The following is a 16,410-nucleotide window of genomic DNA, read 5'->3' as shown; positions in this document are numbered from 1 at the left end:
TTTGTTTATCTTTTTTATAAATACATTTTTGTACATATGCGTTTTAAATAATGATGTCTAATAATAAGGAAATAAATCACTTGCATGCAAATAAAGCTTACTAATACAACAATTGAGCTTTGAATAACAGACATTTCCTTACTCACTGTTTGTCCTAATTGATGAAAAGTTAAAAATGCAAAACTGCTATGAATCATAGCCACTACAATTGGTAAAAAAAATAGTAACATCATCTGTCTTGTCACGATTTGCTTTAACTCACTTTGGCTTAAACCTAATTTTGAAATCATTTGGTATTGCTCTTGATCACGTTCTAAATCAGTAAATAGACGGAAATATAAAAAGCTAAGTGTAAATACGAAAAATACAATCCCCACCATTACACTTGAAATAGAAAGTAATCCGTTTTGTTGTTTCAATTCAATCCATTTTAAATACAAAGATGAAAAGGCATAATAATCCTCTTGACTCGTACCAATGAACTTTATAAGCTTTGTAGAAATCGCACTTGTTTCAGACCAATTTTTAACGATAAATCCGTAAATCGTGTAATCTCTGAGTGGGCCTTCTTGTTGATTATTTAACATCTTATTGTAAACAGCATCGGAGATAATATAAGGTTTTTCAAATGCATTTGCTAATTCTGGGATAAGGATTGCTTTTTGAACAAAAAATGATTCTTCTAGTTCACTATATTTTAATTCAAAAGGCTTTAAATATACTACAGTATTTTGGTTTTTCTTTGATATTATTCTGATACTTTCATTCTCATTTGTTAATTTCTCTATTTTATATCCTAATGTTTTAGCGTATTCATTATACGTAGAAAGGTTAATGAACGGCACTCCGTTTATCCTTTTAAATTCTGTTGCTACAAGTTTATAAGAAAGTCCAGATTCTTTTAACTGTTTTTTTATCTCTTCAATATGCTTTTTTTCTTGTGTGTTCCCCTTATCGGATTTATAGGTAAATGCATATGGAGTCTCATGTTTTGCCAATTCAGGATTTGCGATAGCCGTACAAACTCCAATTGCTGTAAAAGAAACTGCAGAAATAATTGTGACGATAAAGAACGTTCTCGCATTATCTTTGATTCGATACGTTAATTCTGAAATAACAAGAAGGTTGGTTTTTTTAAAGAATGTTGTTTCTCTATTTTTTAAAGCGGATAACACATACACACACAATTGAGTAAAGAAAAGATAGGTTCCAAATACAACTAATACGACACCTACTCCTACGAGTAGGAATAATGAATTTAAACTCATATAATCGGCCGCGGAGATACTGTGGTGAACGCAGGAGTAACCCGCTACAAATAAAATAATGACCAACACGGAGATCCAAACAGACGCTATTGGCTCAGGTTTTGGTTTTTCCTCTGATTTTATGAGTTCTACAAGCTCATTCATTTTCACCATTTTTGATGTGAATAACGAAATGAGTAGAAATAAAATAAAAAAAGACATTGCTGTTACTACCATTGCCTTTAATGGAAAGTAAAATGCTAACGTTTTCTCTACTCCTAATAAAGACCCACTAACTAGTAAAAATAATTTAGAAAAAACCATCCCAAGTCCGATGCCTACTACTATAGAAGGGATTCCAATCAACATATTTTCGAAAAAAATTAATCGATGAAGCTGTTGATGAGACATTCCATGTAACATTAATAATCCAAACTCTTTTTTTCTATTTTTTAAAAATGCACTAACAGAATAGAAAATAAATAAGAAAGAAAAGACAAAGATTAAGTAATACGATAAATGAAATCCTATTTTTCCAAATGTACTCATGATGGTACTTACATGAGTCAGTTCGCCTTGTAGGTTCGGATGAAAGACAAGTAATCCATAAGTGAAAAAAATCAATACCGCAAATGTACTACTAAAAAAATGGCCAAGATATATTCGTTGATTCCATAAAACATTATTGATTGCAAGCTGCCTAAAAGTCATGTTTATTCCCCCCTAACTTAGAAAGATTATCCATAATGTTTTTATAAAATAATGGACGATCATCATTGTAGCAAACTTCATTGTATAGCTGTCCATCTTTAATAAAAATAATGCGGTCACAGTAACTTGCAGCAACTGGATCGTGCGTTACTAACATCATTGTAGCCTTTTCTTCTTTATTTAATAGTGTTAATAGCTCCATAACGTCTTGAGAGGCTTTAGAATCTAAGTTTCCTGTTGGCTCATCCGCCAGAACCAATTTAGGAGAGTGAATGAGTGCACGGGCAATCGCTGTTCGTTGTGCTTGGCCTCCTGATATTTCATAAGTTCGTTTGTTTAAGATTTCGTTGATTGCTAACTTCTCCGATATTGATTCTATTCGTTTATTTATTCTCTTCACATCCATGCCATCTAATACGAGTGGAATAACCATATTTTCTTTTACTGTTAAAGTATGCAACAGATTAAAGGATTGAAAGACGAATCCTAATTCCTGTCTGCGAAATAAGGCCAAATCATTGGGTGAGAGTTGATACGGATTTTTATTATGAATGAATACACTGCCTGATGTTGGCGAGTCAATAGTAGAAATCATATTCAATAATGTTGTTTTCCCACTACCCGATGGGCCCATAATCCCAACAAACTCCCCCTCTGTAATTGTTAAATTAATATTTGAAAGTGCCGTATGTGAAACCTTCCCTTTGTATTCTTTACTAAGATCTTTTACTTTTACTAATTTCATATGAGAAATTCCCTCCAAATGTACACACTAAGAGTGAGATTTGATAAAAGATGCCCCTTATCTCCTAAATCATTTCCATACCCTTGCACGCACTTTACAAATAAAGACGAAGTCTTCAAACAGACTCCGCCTTTTCGATTTATCATGAATTACAGCCAGTACTAGTAGCCTCTTCATAATATTTCTAAAAAAACTTTGCAACAGAACCAAATTTACGTTATTTTCTTGCAGAAATAGGCTGAGACCAAATCTCTTCGTCATTATCATTTAAATGTACTTTAAAAACATATATAGGTTGAGAGAAACCTTTTGTATCAGTGTAGTAATCCATATTATATTTTGTAATGAATAATGTATCACCTGCTTTGAAAGATCCTATAGGATCAAATTCTCCTTGTTTCAGTTTTTGAAATGCTTCCTTTGGAGAAAGAATTTCAACATCTCGAACATGTGATTTTTTTGTACCGTAATATTTGTAAACAGGCACTTTTTCCCCTTCGTCTTTTAACTCTATTGATGTTTTTATAGTAACTTGAGACATATCAGTTTTTGTAATGGGATCAATAGGCATATTTCCAAATTCCTTCATTTGATACGAAATCATTATTCCGAGTGCGACGAAACTTACTGTAATGGGAAGGTATAAATATTTGATTATTTTTGTATCTGTTTCATTTTTTTTCAAAAATATAAGAACTATGTTTAACACAGAATATCCTAGCATCATGCCTAAAGTATTATGAAGTAAATCGGCTAGCTCCATACTTCCTCGTTGCAGTGTAAATTCAAGAATTTCAATCAATAAACTTGCTATAATTGAGATGATTAACATCCATTTTGTTTTTTGAAAAACCTTACTAAATAAAGGTAATAAAATTCCTAACGGAAAAAGCATACCTATATTCACAATGATATGGAAAAAGGAAGAAAATGAAAATATATTCCATGCTTTTTTATAAACACTAAGTACATCAAAGTCAATTGTTCTTGCAAAGGCCATATCATCTGAACGACCAAATGAAGTAGCTGATAATGCAAGGGAATAGTATCCTGTTATTAAAACAAACAATATAATTTGTTGTACAGTTAGTTTTTTTTCTCTTTTACATATCTTTTTGTATACTACAAAATAACTAAAAACAAATAAAAGTAGTAACAATAATGTGAGTAGTATCGTAGGAATCGCATAACTAGCGATTAGACTGAAGATAATGTTCATTTTACACCTCTGTTTTTATGAATATAATTTTATACATATGCATTTTATATAGTGATTACTAATACAACAATCGAGCTTTGAATCACAGACATTTTCCTATTTATTCTTTGCCCTAATTCGTGCAAAGTTAGAAATGCAAAATTGCTGTGGATCATACTACTACAATCCGTAAGAAAAATAGAATAATCATTTATCTTGTCACATTTGATGGTCTAGTTTTGAATTTCCTTATTTATACTTGGTCAAATGTTTCAAGCACTAAAATAACTTGATATCACACCACAGATTTTTTCATGAATGTATCTGTTATTCATTGTAGTAGTAAGATTATTTTTCTCATATTGAATTACCTTACACTTTTCTTACACGCTCGTAATGTTTCTGAAAATACAGTTTATAAACCTCGCAGCTTGGAAGGAGTCTTCTTGGCTAAAATGACAAAAAAGTTGAGGATTCCCCCAACTTTTGTATACATTTATTGTCTTATTAATCCTGTAGATGTAACCTGATATGTTCTTTTCTTTCCTATATATTCCTGTTTTTCATTCTCAAGGTTAGTTAAAGTCGCTCTTGTTTTTTCCTTTGCTGCTTCCCCTTCTATATGAGTAAATTCTATATAATCTCCCACTTTTATAGGTACTGTTTGGGTTTCAGCATTTTGTTGTCTATTTCCCATGATTTCCTTATTGTACATAACGCTACCAGACGAGTTCTGGACTTTAATACTTGCATATGTACTATTGAAGTAAGAATGCGGTACGCCTGCTTCTAATTTGATTTTCAGCTCTTCTGCTGTTTGATTATAATCTACTTTTGCAATTTCTCGATCACTATATCCTTTTAATGACCATGCAAATTGTTTTCCATCTAGAATTGTTGTCTCTGGCATTTTTTCTACTTTCTTTAAGCCCTCTTTTGTAACCTGGTATCTTGCTGTCTTTCCAATAGTTTCATTTTTGTTATTTTCAAGATTCATTAATGTTGCGCGTGTTTTTTCCTTTACAGCGTCTCCTTCTATATGAGTTAATTCAATGTAATCTCCCATTTTTACAGGCACTGTTTGGGTTTCAGCATTTTGTTGTCTATTTCCTATGATTTCCTTATTGTACATAACGCTACCAGACAAGTTCTGGACTTTAATACTTGCATATGTGCTATTGAAGTAAGAATGCGGTACACCAGCTTCTAATTTGATTTTCAGCTCTTCAGCCGCTTTATTATAATCCATCTTTGCAATTTCTCGATCACTATATCCTTTTAGGGACCATGTAAATTGATTTCCATCTAAAATTGTTGCTTCTGGCATTTTTTCTACTTTCTTCAAGCCTTCTTGTGTGACTTCATACATTGCTTTTTTTCCAAAGCTTTCTTGTTTACTGTTGTCTAAATTTGTGAAATTCGCTCTATGTACACCTTCAAGATGTGTTAATTCAATATAATCTCCTACTTTGACTGGAACTTTTTGCGATTCAGCATTTTGTTGTTTGTTGCCATAAATATCTTTATTATATACTACTTTTCCTGATGCATTTTGTACTTTAATACTCGCATACGTTTCATTAAAATAATGATGCGGTACGCCTGCTTTTAAGTCAATTTGCATTTCTTCTGTCGACTTATTGAAATTGATTTTTGCAAACTCAAAATCACTAATTCCTTTTAGGGACCATGCAAATCGATTCCCTACTAAAATATCAGAATTTCCATTTGTAATTCCTACTTTTTTCTCTACAGTTCGATCAAATATATCTGTTAATGTAATTTTAGCAAAAGCTGTTTGAGGCAATTGCATAGTTTGACTTACCTCAGTTTGGTAGGACTTAATATTATCAATTACTTTTAAAGGTTGTCCCATTAACTTTTCATTGTCATAGATTTCAATTTTCCCTTTAAACTGTGGAGTACTTTGTTCTTTCAATTTCCATGAAACATTTAATTTTCCAGCTTCAAAGCGAGTATTTTGGATATCAAAATCTAAATTTCCCATTTCTGGTTGACTAGGCTGATTTATATTAAAAGTTTTTCCAGTACCAATAGTTGATTGAGTATTTCCTCCTGCCCTAACCCATAGATATTCTGAAGTTGCTCCTCCATCGTATTGATAAGATGTATCCTGTTGTCCACTGATACGCTGATTATTCCAAGAATTCCATTGTTTATCTGAAACTTTTCTACTGTATCCATTTTTTAAGCGTGCTTCTCTTACATCTTGTCCATTACCAGCCCAGTCCTCTTGGAACATCGATAGACCATAATTAAATGCAACATTTGCAACTGGATGATCCATAATAGCAACTAACTTCCATTGATTTAATTTATTATCTTTTATCCACTGGCCAAATTTTGTATGGCCATCTTCTTGCCAAGAACGTAGAGTCATTCGATACCATTCACTATCTTTCCAATTATAAGTTGTTTGTACCTTCAGACCTGTTCCTTCTCCACCAAATCTATTGGCTTCTGAAGTCGGCGATAAATATTCAGCTTTTATTGCTTGGTTTGATGCTATTGGATCCCAAAGCGCAAAGTGAAGGGTACGTTTACCAGTTTGATCAAAACCACTTTGTTGTTGGAAGCCAGCATAACCACCACCCTCTCCCCCCTGATTCCAATTATGCACAGCCCAATACGTATAAGGAGCTGTTTGGACTGGTGACCAGTCTATGCTAATAATATCTGAAGCAGCAGTATTTTGTGGTGTTACATAAACTGATGGGGCATGAGATCGGATTGCTGCCTCTGTACTAGAAATTGGTGCCCCATACATTGACATCATGGTGCAAGCCGCAGTAAACATAACAATCTTTTTTATTCTTCCATTTGTTTTAGCTTTAAACATAACTTCCAATCTCCTTTTAAATTATATTAGTTACATTGAATAATAACGATTTACATACTATTAAACAAATTATGTAAAAAAATAACATTAGCTACGCTACCTAGTTATGTTTAATGTTTTTTTCACTACTTTTACTAATCAAATTATAGTATTTTGAAATAAAATCGTATGATTTGTGATTAAATGTTTGCTAAAAATATTATAAAAATTCATAAATAGTTTTAGATTATTATGCTGAAAGACTTCTTTGACATTTCATGATATTTCAATAGATTTATTTCCTTAATTACTCACACTATTAACCCTAAATTTGTTTACGGAAATAACATTATGTAAACAAACATCGTGATAATTAGATAAAATAGCTTATCAATTTGCACGTGTCTTTTCAATAGATTAAAAGAGTCCACAAAAAACGTAGACTCCTTTAGTTACCTAAACATTAAATATTGCAACCGACCAAAAAATTAACATAAGATTCTTCTGTTAGCTTATTTAATATTTAATGACGTAGATAATGTATTCCAAGGTGCATTTGTAGATGTGTTTTGATATTTGAATTGTCCATTTTGCTGTCCCGAAGCATCCCATTTATACTCCCATCCATCAACTGTTCTATCACCATTAATATCAATCATCTTAGAATCTACTTTTTTTAGTTTTTGACCACTCATTTGAGCAATCGGATTTCTACCATATCCCATTTCATTTGTATAAATGTATAAATAACTTCCTCCATGATCTTTAACTGTACTTAAATTGTTTGGACCTATAAATTCAACTCCGCCTAATTGAGATTCAACTTTTACTACATTTAATGATGTTAATGGTGGTGCAGGTGCTGCAGATACATCTGTCGCTAAACCAACTGTTGCTCCCACTACTAATGATGAAACTCCTAAAATCATTCTTTTTAGCATACACTCATCCCCTTTATATTTAATACAAATTGATTCTATCATACTAATTTCATACATTTCGTCCCATGTGAAAGAGTTAACAAAAAGTACCTATTTATATATGAAATTGTGCATATTCATTGCATTTTTACTATTCGCACTTACCATTAACCCTACTACAGCTTAATTGCTTCTCTACCTTGATTGATTTACTACATTTGGACTCATTTCAAGCTGGCTTTTGTAAGTGCTAATCAGTGGTGCCTAGTTCGGTTATTTAACAAATAAAGACTAGAGTTGCTAATTCAACTCATATTAAGTCGGCTTTTCCTCTAGCATTATAAGCAAGATCCACCACTAGCATCGATTAACTCACCAGTTATCCAACGACTGTCTGATGAAGAAAGAAAACCTACAATATCAGCTATATCTTTAGGTTCTCCCCACCTCTTAAAAGTCGATAAACCTGCAGCATATTTTTGGCCATCTTTATTCCCCAATGTCTCAGCGTTCATTTCTGTATTAATTATACCCGGGAGAATTGCATTTACTGTAATACCACGAGCACCAAGTTGTTTTGCTAAAGTATGAGTAAGTGTATTAATTGCCCCCTTAGATATACTGTAGGCAAAAACACTTGGGGAGGCTACTCGTGTAACAAATGATGAAATATTGATAATCCGTCCTCCATCTTTTAAACGTGGCAAAGCCTTTTGAATAATGAAAAATGGAGCCTTCACATTAATATTCATAACCTCATCAAAAGACTCCTCTGTAGATTCCTCTAACGTTAAAATCTGCCCAATTCCAGCATTGTTTACAAGAATATCAAATGTAGTATTACCTATATGTTTTTGAAGAGATTGATCCATCATTAAATACAAGTTATTAATGCCTTTAAAAGTACTTAAATCTGCACTGATTGCAAATGCGGCACCGCCATCTTGTTTAATTTTATCCACTACATTTTCTGCTTCTTCTTTTCTTTTACTATAGTGAACTACAACTAACGCACCAGCCTGTGCCAAATGTAAGGCAATACTTCGTCCTATTCCCCTACTAGCCCCTGTTACTACTGCAACTTTCCCCTTCAAGTTATTCATCTCATCATCCCCTTGTTTAAAATTCTACTTAGTTATATCACAGGATACTCTTTGAAATGTTGCTATCTAATTTGATATCCATAAAACCAAAAGGCCGACTCATAAGTATTTAAATAGACTAAACTAATAAGAGGATATTATGTTCAATATATGAGCATATATCCTCTTTTCTTATCTATATTAGATTTGTTAATTAGAGATTAGAATTATAGTTTAATATGTATAAAATAAAAGGAACGTATGTTTATTTTGAGTGGAGGGCATAGCCCACAGCGAGAGGCGTAGTGAGGTCTTCAGACCTAGCATTAATATGATTTTAGGGGGTGAGTGGTATGAGGGTACAAGAGGTTCTCATAGAGAATAACAACAAGAGATACATATTGCTGGATCAAGAGGGATTCCCTGTTATGCCAGTTATGAAATATTTAAAGTATTTAGATAAGACAGGAAAAAGCCCTAATACTCAAAAAACATATTGTTATTCCTTAAAACATTTTTTTACCTACTTAGAAGAAACAAACAAAGATTATAAACATATTAGGTTAGAAGACTTGGTAGAGTTTGTAGGATGGTTAAGAAGTCCTTATGAGAGTTCAAAAGTCACTCCCCTTCAACAAAAGAAAGCAAAGCGAACGGAAAAAACAATTAACCTTACGATTACAGTTATAGCAAACTTCTATGACCACCTCTACCGAAATGAGGAAGTACAAAATGACATGATGGAAAAGTTAATGAAACAAGTGTTTACAGGGGGGCACTCACGTTATAAAAGTTTCTTACATCATGTAAACAAAGACAAGCCATCAATCAGAAATATACTTAAATTAAAGGAACCACGCAAAAGAGTAGATACACTCACAAAAGAACAGGTACAACAAGTATTACAAGCAACTACCAATATACGAGATACGTTCTTGATTCAATTATTATTTGAAACGGGATTGCGTATCGGTGAGGCTCTCGCTCTTTTTATGGAGGATTTTATATTTGATCATCAAAAGGGGCATCGGATTCGTTTAGTAGATCGAGGGGAATTAGAAAACGGTGCTATGTTAAAAACAGGAGAACGAGAAATTTATGTATCGCAGTCTTTAATGGATTTATATGATGATTACTTGTATGAAGTGCTTGATGAATTTGAATTCGATTCAAACTTTGTTTTTGTAAAGCTGCGAGGAAAAGATGTGGGGAAACCAATGGAATATTGGAACGTAGAATCCTTATTTAAGCGTTTGAAAAAGAAAACAGGGATATACCTACACCCTCACCTATTTCGCCATACACACGCTACAATCTACTATCAGAAAACAAAGGATATTAAACAAGTGCAAGAACGATTAGGACACTCTCAAATTCAAACAACAATGAACCTGTACCTACATCCTTCGGATGAAGATATTCGAGAAGATTGGAATAAAGCACAATCCGAATTTAACCTAAAGAAAAATAACGGAAAGGAATTATTATATGAAGAAAATTAAGAATATTCAGATGAATAAAAAAGGCTTTCACGAAGGCTTACAAAAAGAACTTTCAACTTATCTCGAAAAAACAGTACGCGAAGATGGTACTGTTTCAATTGAACAAGTCAACAATCCCTATTTCTTAGTCAAAGACAAATGGAATATCAAAATTGTAGGTGAAATTAAACAGTTCGAAGAAATGTTAGCGAACTTTAACTATTCAAATAAAAATATTCATTTCCGGTTTAATAACCCTTCGCTTAATTTAGAAGTGAAATATGTCTATTATCAGCAATTGTTTAATGATTTATGGAAAATCAGTAGTGTTTTTATCGCTTATCAACCCCCATTAAAGCAAATGACCGAGTTCTTAAACATAAAATATCCTGAACTATCATCCTTGTTGGATTTGGATATTGATAAAGTAGAACGAGAGTATTTGTTTTGGTTGAATGAAAATGGAGTCACTACTCAGCAGCTTAGACAAAGGATAATTCAAAAAGATTGGGTTGAAAAAACAATAGTAGCACGTTTTTTAAGACAAATTAATAATTTGTTATTTCAATACACGGATAACCGAGAAGAGTTTGAAAAAGACAAATGGGATGTTCGTATTCTTCATGATAAGTATGGAGTGAAATACAACAAAAGTAAAAGTCAATATTACCTTAATTTTTCAAAGTTTGATAAAGGTATTCGTGAGCAAATAAAAAAATATATAAAACAACGATTGCTTAGTAGAAACAGATTTTCATGGAGTACAGCACAAAATTATATAAATGTTCTCCCAATGTTTTTCACATTTATATTTTCTTTAGAGCCAACGTGGAAGGATTTGAAGGCCTTAAATCGTACACATATCGTAAAATATCTTGAATATTTATACGAATATGCTAAAAATAATTTGAAACGGCGTAATTCACATTCCGAAAGTTATGTAAAGCAAACGCTTATAACAATACAAAAGTTCCTTGAAGAAATTCAACGGTACGAATATGAGATGGCTCCCGAAATACCTATACAACGATTGATTTTTCCCAATGATAAACCGAAAATACAGAAAAAATTCACTGACCAAATTGACTATATTCCCGACTATGTATTAGAGCAATTATTTACTTACATCAATGATTTGCATAAAGAAGTTATTCCTATTGTTTGGGTAGCGTTTAAAACAGGTCTAAGAATATCAGATGTATTGGGGTTAACTATGGATTGCTTAGTCAAACTCAATGGTCAATATTCTATTGAAACCGATATTGAAAAAACATACGTTAAAGGGCATCGGATTCCCATTGACGATGAGTTAGCAGATATACTTGCCGTTCTGATTGATATATCCAAAAAATTGAGCAATCAAGACAACAACCCCAAAGGGTATATTTCCGTTCGCTATCGTGGTCAACGTAAAGGAAAACCATTTAGTCAAGGTTTTTTTCAAGATCAACTAAATATATTAGCAAAGCAAAAGAACATCACCGATGAAAATGGAAACTTATTTCATTTTAAACCTCACCAATTCCGACATACCTACGGGGTCAAGATGTTAAACGGTGGTGCAGATATTTTAACAGTACAAGAGTTGCTGGCTCATGCATCGCCCGAAATGACACTAAGATATGCGAAGTTATTAGATAATACGAAAAGACAAGCGTTTGAATCTGTAATAAAACAAGGGGTATTCAGTTTTGACTTAAACGGTGAAGTGCAAGAAATTAAAACAGGAGAAGATATTCCAACAGACATATTAGATGCCTTGTGGCAAGACCATAAACTCAATGCGATGGACAACCCTTATGGAACGTGTCACGCTCGTTTGAACGGAAATTGTCCTCATATGGAAGCCCCGCCTTGTCTAACTTGTGGTGATTATCAAACTCCATGTAAAGACTTAGCGGTGGGTTTTTCAGAGTTAGATAAACAAAAATATGAACTTCACATTAAAACCACTACGAAAGCAATTGAAATAGCAAAACAACGTGGTAGAGAGGATATTGCGGAGAGGAACCAAAAGAATCTACAACGTTACCAAAATATTTTAAATACCCTCCAAGATGGCAATGTTATCTTTGGTAGACAAGATCGGATGAAACGAAAGTTAGGTGTTAAAAATGGCTGAATATGACCGTTCTACACATTTGAAAGAGATTCATGTCAACCGTAAGGCTAACACCTATCAGAAGGTAGATGAAGCCATTAAAAGGCTTATAAAAGCTAATGAAAAGATAAACTTTAACAGTGTATCCAGTGAAGCTAATGTATCAAAAGCAACACTCTATAACAACAAGGACTTCCGTTCCAGGATCGAAACATTACGAGAACAGCAATCACAAGTACCTACACCCAAACAAGTAAAACGAGAAATGAACGAAAGCAATAAGGATGCCCTTATCGCCTCTCTAAAAAGGAAGAACAAAAAATTGGAGGAAGCAAACAAGCAACTTAGAGAACAGCTGAAAGTTGCTTATGCAGATGTTTACAAAAAGTTATGAAGGAGAACGTTGTTCTTCATAACTACCGAAGCATAGTCGAAGAGTCCTGATTGATTTTTGTTCCACAAAAGGGCCAGATTGTTGAGTAACGTTTTCAAGCAATTAGATTATTCGAGTTTGAATATATCATTGAGATTGTGAAGGTTATTTACTTAAACTGACGAGCAATAATGATCAATTAAAAAGAATGGTAAAGTTAGCGAAAAGAACAAGGATTGAAGATCGTATTGATTCATTCATTGTAATATATTTTAAGGTTTTGCGTGGCATGTTATTTGAGAAGTAAGAATGATTTCATCAAAAAAATCCATTGAGGCTCCAATGGATTTATATATAACATTTTTCTTCAGACTTCATTCAACATCATAACAAATTATAAATAAACAGTCTATATTTTTGGTTAGATTTTTTATATAGTTTGGTTGACAGCAAAACCTAAGAAAAGGGGTGTTATTCATTGAGAAACACTTGTCACCTTGATCAATCTGATTTACAGGAGTATATGCAAAAGGTCTTTGGTACCAGTTATTGGGTTTCTAATGTAACGAAAATGCATGGCGGTGCACAAAAGGTAGTCTATAAGATTGACTGCAGCAATGGGTTTTCTAGCGTTCTGTATGTGTGGGATCTTACCATGAATTATTTTCAAGAAGAAATAGCAAACGGAGATACACATGAGCAATCCTATAGTAGTGATTTATTTGAATTAAATAACAAGTATTTAATCCAACAAGGAATTCAAACTCCCATTCTATATGATCTGAATAAGGAAAGAAACCGTTATCCTTATGATTATGCTCTCGTTGAATATGTAAATGGACAAAAGGCAGAAGTGTATTTTCAACATTCCGATTCATATGTAAAAGATAAAGTGTTTCAGCGGATAGGAGATATGCTAACAGACATGCATGCCAATGAGAGAAATACTCATGGGAAAGCGAATCAAAGTGGGATCAACACGGAAAAATGTCATCACTTGCAAATGAAGCATGCAAAAAAAGATTTAGATTACGCATCCCAACATATTGACGGCATCAAGGCAAGTCATAGCAAGCTACTCGATACATTGTACGAGCTTGAATCAAAAATTAAACCAAGAAGTCGATATGGATTTATACATGGGGAACTAGGCCCTGATCATGTATTAATTAATGACAAACTAGAACCTTATTTGATTGATATCGAAGGAGCAAAGTTCTTTGATATTGAGCATGAGCACAGTTTTTTACAGTTTCGATTTGGGGAGTATTATCGATATTTAAAGAATGATACTCTCGATCCCAACAGGATGTTATTCTATCGATTCCATCATCATATATCCTTAACTTCAGGTGGGTTGAGATTGCTTCACAGAGGATTTCCGAATCAACAATTTGCAAAAGATCTAACCGATTACCATTCCCGTTGTGCACTGCGTTTTATTGAAGGTTGAACTTATGTCCTTAAGTTAAATATTATCTTTCCTTATAACGGAAAAACTACCATGTTAGAAAGTGATTTTCTTACATTTCCTGTGGTGAAGCTCTGTTTCATGGTTGGCTAACGGCATGTTTCTTTAAGAAAACAATCTTTTTAAATACAAATTTAACTAGAAATGATCTTCCGCAATTACTGAGCAAGAAGTAAAAGGGTGATACATATTATATATAACTAATATGTATCACCCTTTATTTTTTATGACTTTTTACAATTTAGGTCTTGATAATTTATAAAGAGCCGGCCTCTTCACTTCACATATTCATTAACTTTACATACAGTATCCCTAACTGTTATGTACTTTGTACCAAGTATAATAAAGAATCTAGATGGTATTATAGGTAAAAGCCAACTTAAACTAAAGTTAATTCATATACATTTTGCTTAGAGTTTCTGCCTTTAAACCGTTCGTTTAGGCTTCTATGCCTATATTCAATAATATTTCAGCAATGCTTGTATTTTTCATCTTTAATATTTTTATTTCTTAGCCATGATTATAGTTAGAAAATCTCTAAAAACTATTTGATAATCTTTTAGAATCTAACTTTCTTATAATACTATTTGCTATTTCTTCAATATTTTCATTTAGAAAGAAATGATTACCTTCAAAAGAATGAAAAGTACACGTTTTATTTGTGTATTGTTCCCATTTTAGTACTTGATCATATGTAGTAAATTCATCATTTTCCCCATTAAATATAAGAAAATCAATATCACATGGTTGTATATTATTGTCATGAATATATGTCTCGACAATTTTAAAATCTGCTCTTAGAATTGGGAGAAAAATCTCCATTAATTCTTCTGATTGAAGTACCCCAGATGGTGTACCTCCCATTGCAATAACTTCTCTTTTAAATTGCTCATTAGAAAGATTATGTCGGATATTTTTTATTTTACTATTTGGATGGTTTCTACCGGACAAAACAAGAAATTCAGGCGATACGTTTTTAGAATCTTTTATTTTTCTGGCTACTTCATAGGCGATCAAACTTCCCATGCTATGCCCGAATAGAATGTAGGGCAAATCATCTATCTGCATAACTATTTTATTGTAGACATCATTTACGGCCTCTTCCATACTTTGGTACAAGTTTTCTTCAATTCTATATCCTCTACCAGCTAACTCTATCGGGACTACCTCAATATATGGATTAAAGTGATTTTTCCATTTTGCGTAACTAAACGCAGATCCCCCAGCATGTGGAAAGCAAAAAAGTTTAGTCTTCTGCATTGATTTTCTCCTTACTTTCAAATTTGTATATATTTTGGCAAATTGAATAAATGTCTTTAATTATTATCCTTTGCGGAAATTCATCCCTTGTTGCACAAGCAGATATCTTATAATTTGGCTCAATGTTATATTGTCTAAAGTAAAAGTTTTGAGGTATATACTTATATGAAATTAAAGTTCGTGACTCTTTTTTTATAGAGAATGAATTTAACGGGATATAAAGCCCTTTTCCAATCGTTTTTATATAACTTTCTTTTAATGTCCATAAATCATAAAAATAATTAATTTGTTCATCAGAATTTATATTAGATATATCATAAAATTCTTCCTCTGAAAAAAATTCATTTGCTAATTTAAGAGCCTCTATTTCTGAAACCTTTTCTATATCAATACCCACATTAAAATTAGCAGTAGTACAAACCACCCATTCTCCTGAATGTGACAGATTAAAATGAAAGTCAGAAAAATTTTCAACAAAAGGTTTTCCATACTCATTATATATAAATCTAATTTCTTCATTATTAATTTTATACTTCTGGCAGATTAGAGATCGGATTAGTAAATCCCCTATCAGGGTCCTATTAATGTCGCATGAGTTTAATAAACGCTTCATTCGTTCTTTCTTCTCATTTGAAACCAAGTTACTAAGTTGCTTAAACAAATGACTTTCAATATTCTTTGGTATTTTCACAGCTTGAATGTGTATGATAAATCACTTCCTTTTTTAAAGGATGGCTTCATATATGTACGTTACATAAATTCAAATTAACTTTATTAAATTGCAAATACAATAGAAAAGATGCATATTTACATGTCAATGAAAATATACACCTTTCCTAAGTAATATCATCAAAGCATTAGCTTCTATTACAAAAAATGGAGAGCATTTACATCATTCTATGAGCAACTCATATAGGTTTCTATGTCTCTATCAAGTAATTTTTCCATTATCCTCTTAAAAAGTAATACTCTTGATATATTC

Annotated in this window: 12 protein-coding genes and 1 pseudogene; 5 read left to right on the top strand and 8 right to left on the bottom strand. The window is 32.5% G+C overall.

All coding sequences use genetic code 11. The annotated features are described in order from the left end of the window. Positions 1 to 14: 14 nt before the first annotated feature. Together MKO96_RS15310 and MKO96_RS15305 are read right to left on the bottom strand one after the other, a co-directional pair. Positions 15 to 1,958, bottom strand: a complete 1,944-nt coding sequence (locus MKO96_RS15310) for an FtsX-like permease family protein (RefSeq protein ID WP_240587974.1) — start codon at positions 1,956 to 1,958, stop codon at positions 15 to 17. Beyond that, complete coding sequence (locus tag MKO96_RS15305) at positions 1,948 to 2,703, bottom strand: ABC transporter ATP-binding protein (protein ID WP_226546315.1); 756 nt, start codon at positions 2,701 to 2,703, stop codon at positions 1,948 to 1,950. The genes MKO96_RS15310 and MKO96_RS15305 overlap by 11 nt, the downstream gene beginning before the upstream one ends. Before the next feature lie 83 nt (positions 2,704 to 2,786). Here MKO96_RS15305 and MKO96_RS29600 point away from each other — a divergent pair. Next, a pseudogene (locus tag MKO96_RS29600) lies at positions 2,787 to 2,882 on the top strand (IS6 family transposase); the annotation flags it as partial. A 38-nt stretch (positions 2,883 to 2,920) separates the two neighbouring features. Here MKO96_RS29600 and MKO96_RS15300 read toward each other — a convergent pair. The 4 genes from MKO96_RS15300 to MKO96_RS15285 all read right to left on the bottom strand — a co-directional run bounded on the left by MKO96_RS15300 (position 2,921) and on the right by MKO96_RS15285 (position 8,763). Next, positions 2,921 to 3,922, bottom strand: a complete 1,002-nt coding sequence (locus MKO96_RS15300) for a VanZ family protein (RefSeq protein WP_226546314.1) — start codon at positions 3,920 to 3,922, stop codon at positions 2,921 to 2,923. A gap of 475 nt (positions 3,923 to 4,397) precedes the next feature. After that, on the bottom strand, positions 4,398 to 6,761 hold the full coding sequence (locus MKO96_RS15295; protein ID WP_240587973.1) for a putative mucin/carbohydrate-binding domain-containing protein: 2,364 nt from the start codon (positions 6,759 to 6,761) through the stop codon (positions 4,398 to 4,400). Positions 6,762 to 7,252: 491 nt separating this feature from the next. After that, positions 7,253 to 7,738 (bottom strand): DUF4879 domain-containing protein, encoded by a 486-nt coding sequence (locus MKO96_RS15290; RefSeq protein WP_002001753.1) that lies wholly within the window; start codon positions 7,736 to 7,738, stop codon positions 7,253 to 7,255. A gap of 260 nt (positions 7,739 to 7,998) precedes the next feature. Next, positions 7,999 to 8,763 (bottom strand): SDR family oxidoreductase, encoded by a 765-nt coding sequence (locus tag MKO96_RS15285; protein ID WP_240587972.1) that lies wholly within the window; start codon positions 8,761 to 8,763, stop codon positions 7,999 to 8,001. 332 nt (positions 8,764 to 9,095) lie between these two features. Between MKO96_RS15285 and MKO96_RS15280 the strand changes: the two genes are divergently transcribed. The 4 genes from MKO96_RS15280 (at position 9,096) to MKO96_RS15265 (ending at position 14,150) form a co-directional block, all read left to right on the top strand. After that, positions 9,096 to 10,244, top strand: a complete 1,149-nt coding sequence (locus MKO96_RS15280) for a tyrosine-type recombinase/integrase (protein ID WP_240587971.1) — start codon at positions 9,096 to 9,098, stop codon at positions 10,242 to 10,244. Beyond that, complete coding sequence (locus tag MKO96_RS15275; protein WP_240587970.1) at positions 10,231 to 12,345, top strand: tyrosine-type recombinase/integrase; 2,115 nt, start codon at positions 10,231 to 10,233, stop codon at positions 12,343 to 12,345. The genes MKO96_RS15280 and MKO96_RS15275 overlap by 14 nt, the downstream gene beginning before the upstream one ends. Then, entirely contained in the window at positions 12,338 to 12,718 is a 381-nt protein-coding gene (locus tag MKO96_RS15270) for a DUF6262 family protein (protein ID WP_240587969.1), read from the top strand. The genes MKO96_RS15275 and MKO96_RS15270 overlap by 8 nt, the downstream gene beginning before the upstream one ends. A gap of 502 nt (positions 12,719 to 13,220) precedes the next feature. Continuing rightward, on the top strand, positions 13,221 to 14,150 hold the full coding sequence (locus tag MKO96_RS15265) for a phosphotransferase (RefSeq protein WP_240588154.1): 930 nt from the start codon (positions 13,221 to 13,223) through the stop codon (positions 14,148 to 14,150). Between the two features lie 555 nt (positions 14,151 to 14,705). Here the strand turns inward: MKO96_RS15265 and MKO96_RS15260 are convergent. Together MKO96_RS15260 and MKO96_RS15255 are read right to left on the bottom strand one after the other, a co-directional pair. Continuing rightward, on the bottom strand, positions 14,706 to 15,428 hold the full coding sequence (locus MKO96_RS15260) for a thioesterase II family protein (protein ID WP_240587968.1): 723 nt from the start codon (positions 15,426 to 15,428) through the stop codon (positions 14,706 to 14,708). Then, positions 15,415 to 16,119: a 4'-phosphopantetheinyl transferase family protein gene (locus MKO96_RS15255; protein WP_369294517.1), complete on the bottom strand. Its 705-nt coding sequence runs from the start codon at positions 16,117 to 16,119 to the stop codon at positions 15,415 to 15,417. The genes MKO96_RS15260 and MKO96_RS15255 overlap by 14 nt, the downstream gene beginning before the upstream one ends. Positions 16,120 to 16,410 lie beyond the last annotated feature (291 nt).

The organism is Bacillus sp. ES1-5 (assembly GCF_022487605.1).
GTDB lineage: Bacteria > Bacillota > Bacilli > Bacillales > Bacillaceae_G > Bacillus_A > Bacillus_A wiedmannii.
The sequence above is the reverse complement of the archived record's forward strand: the minus strand, read 5'-3'. Positions and strand labels throughout refer to the sequence as shown.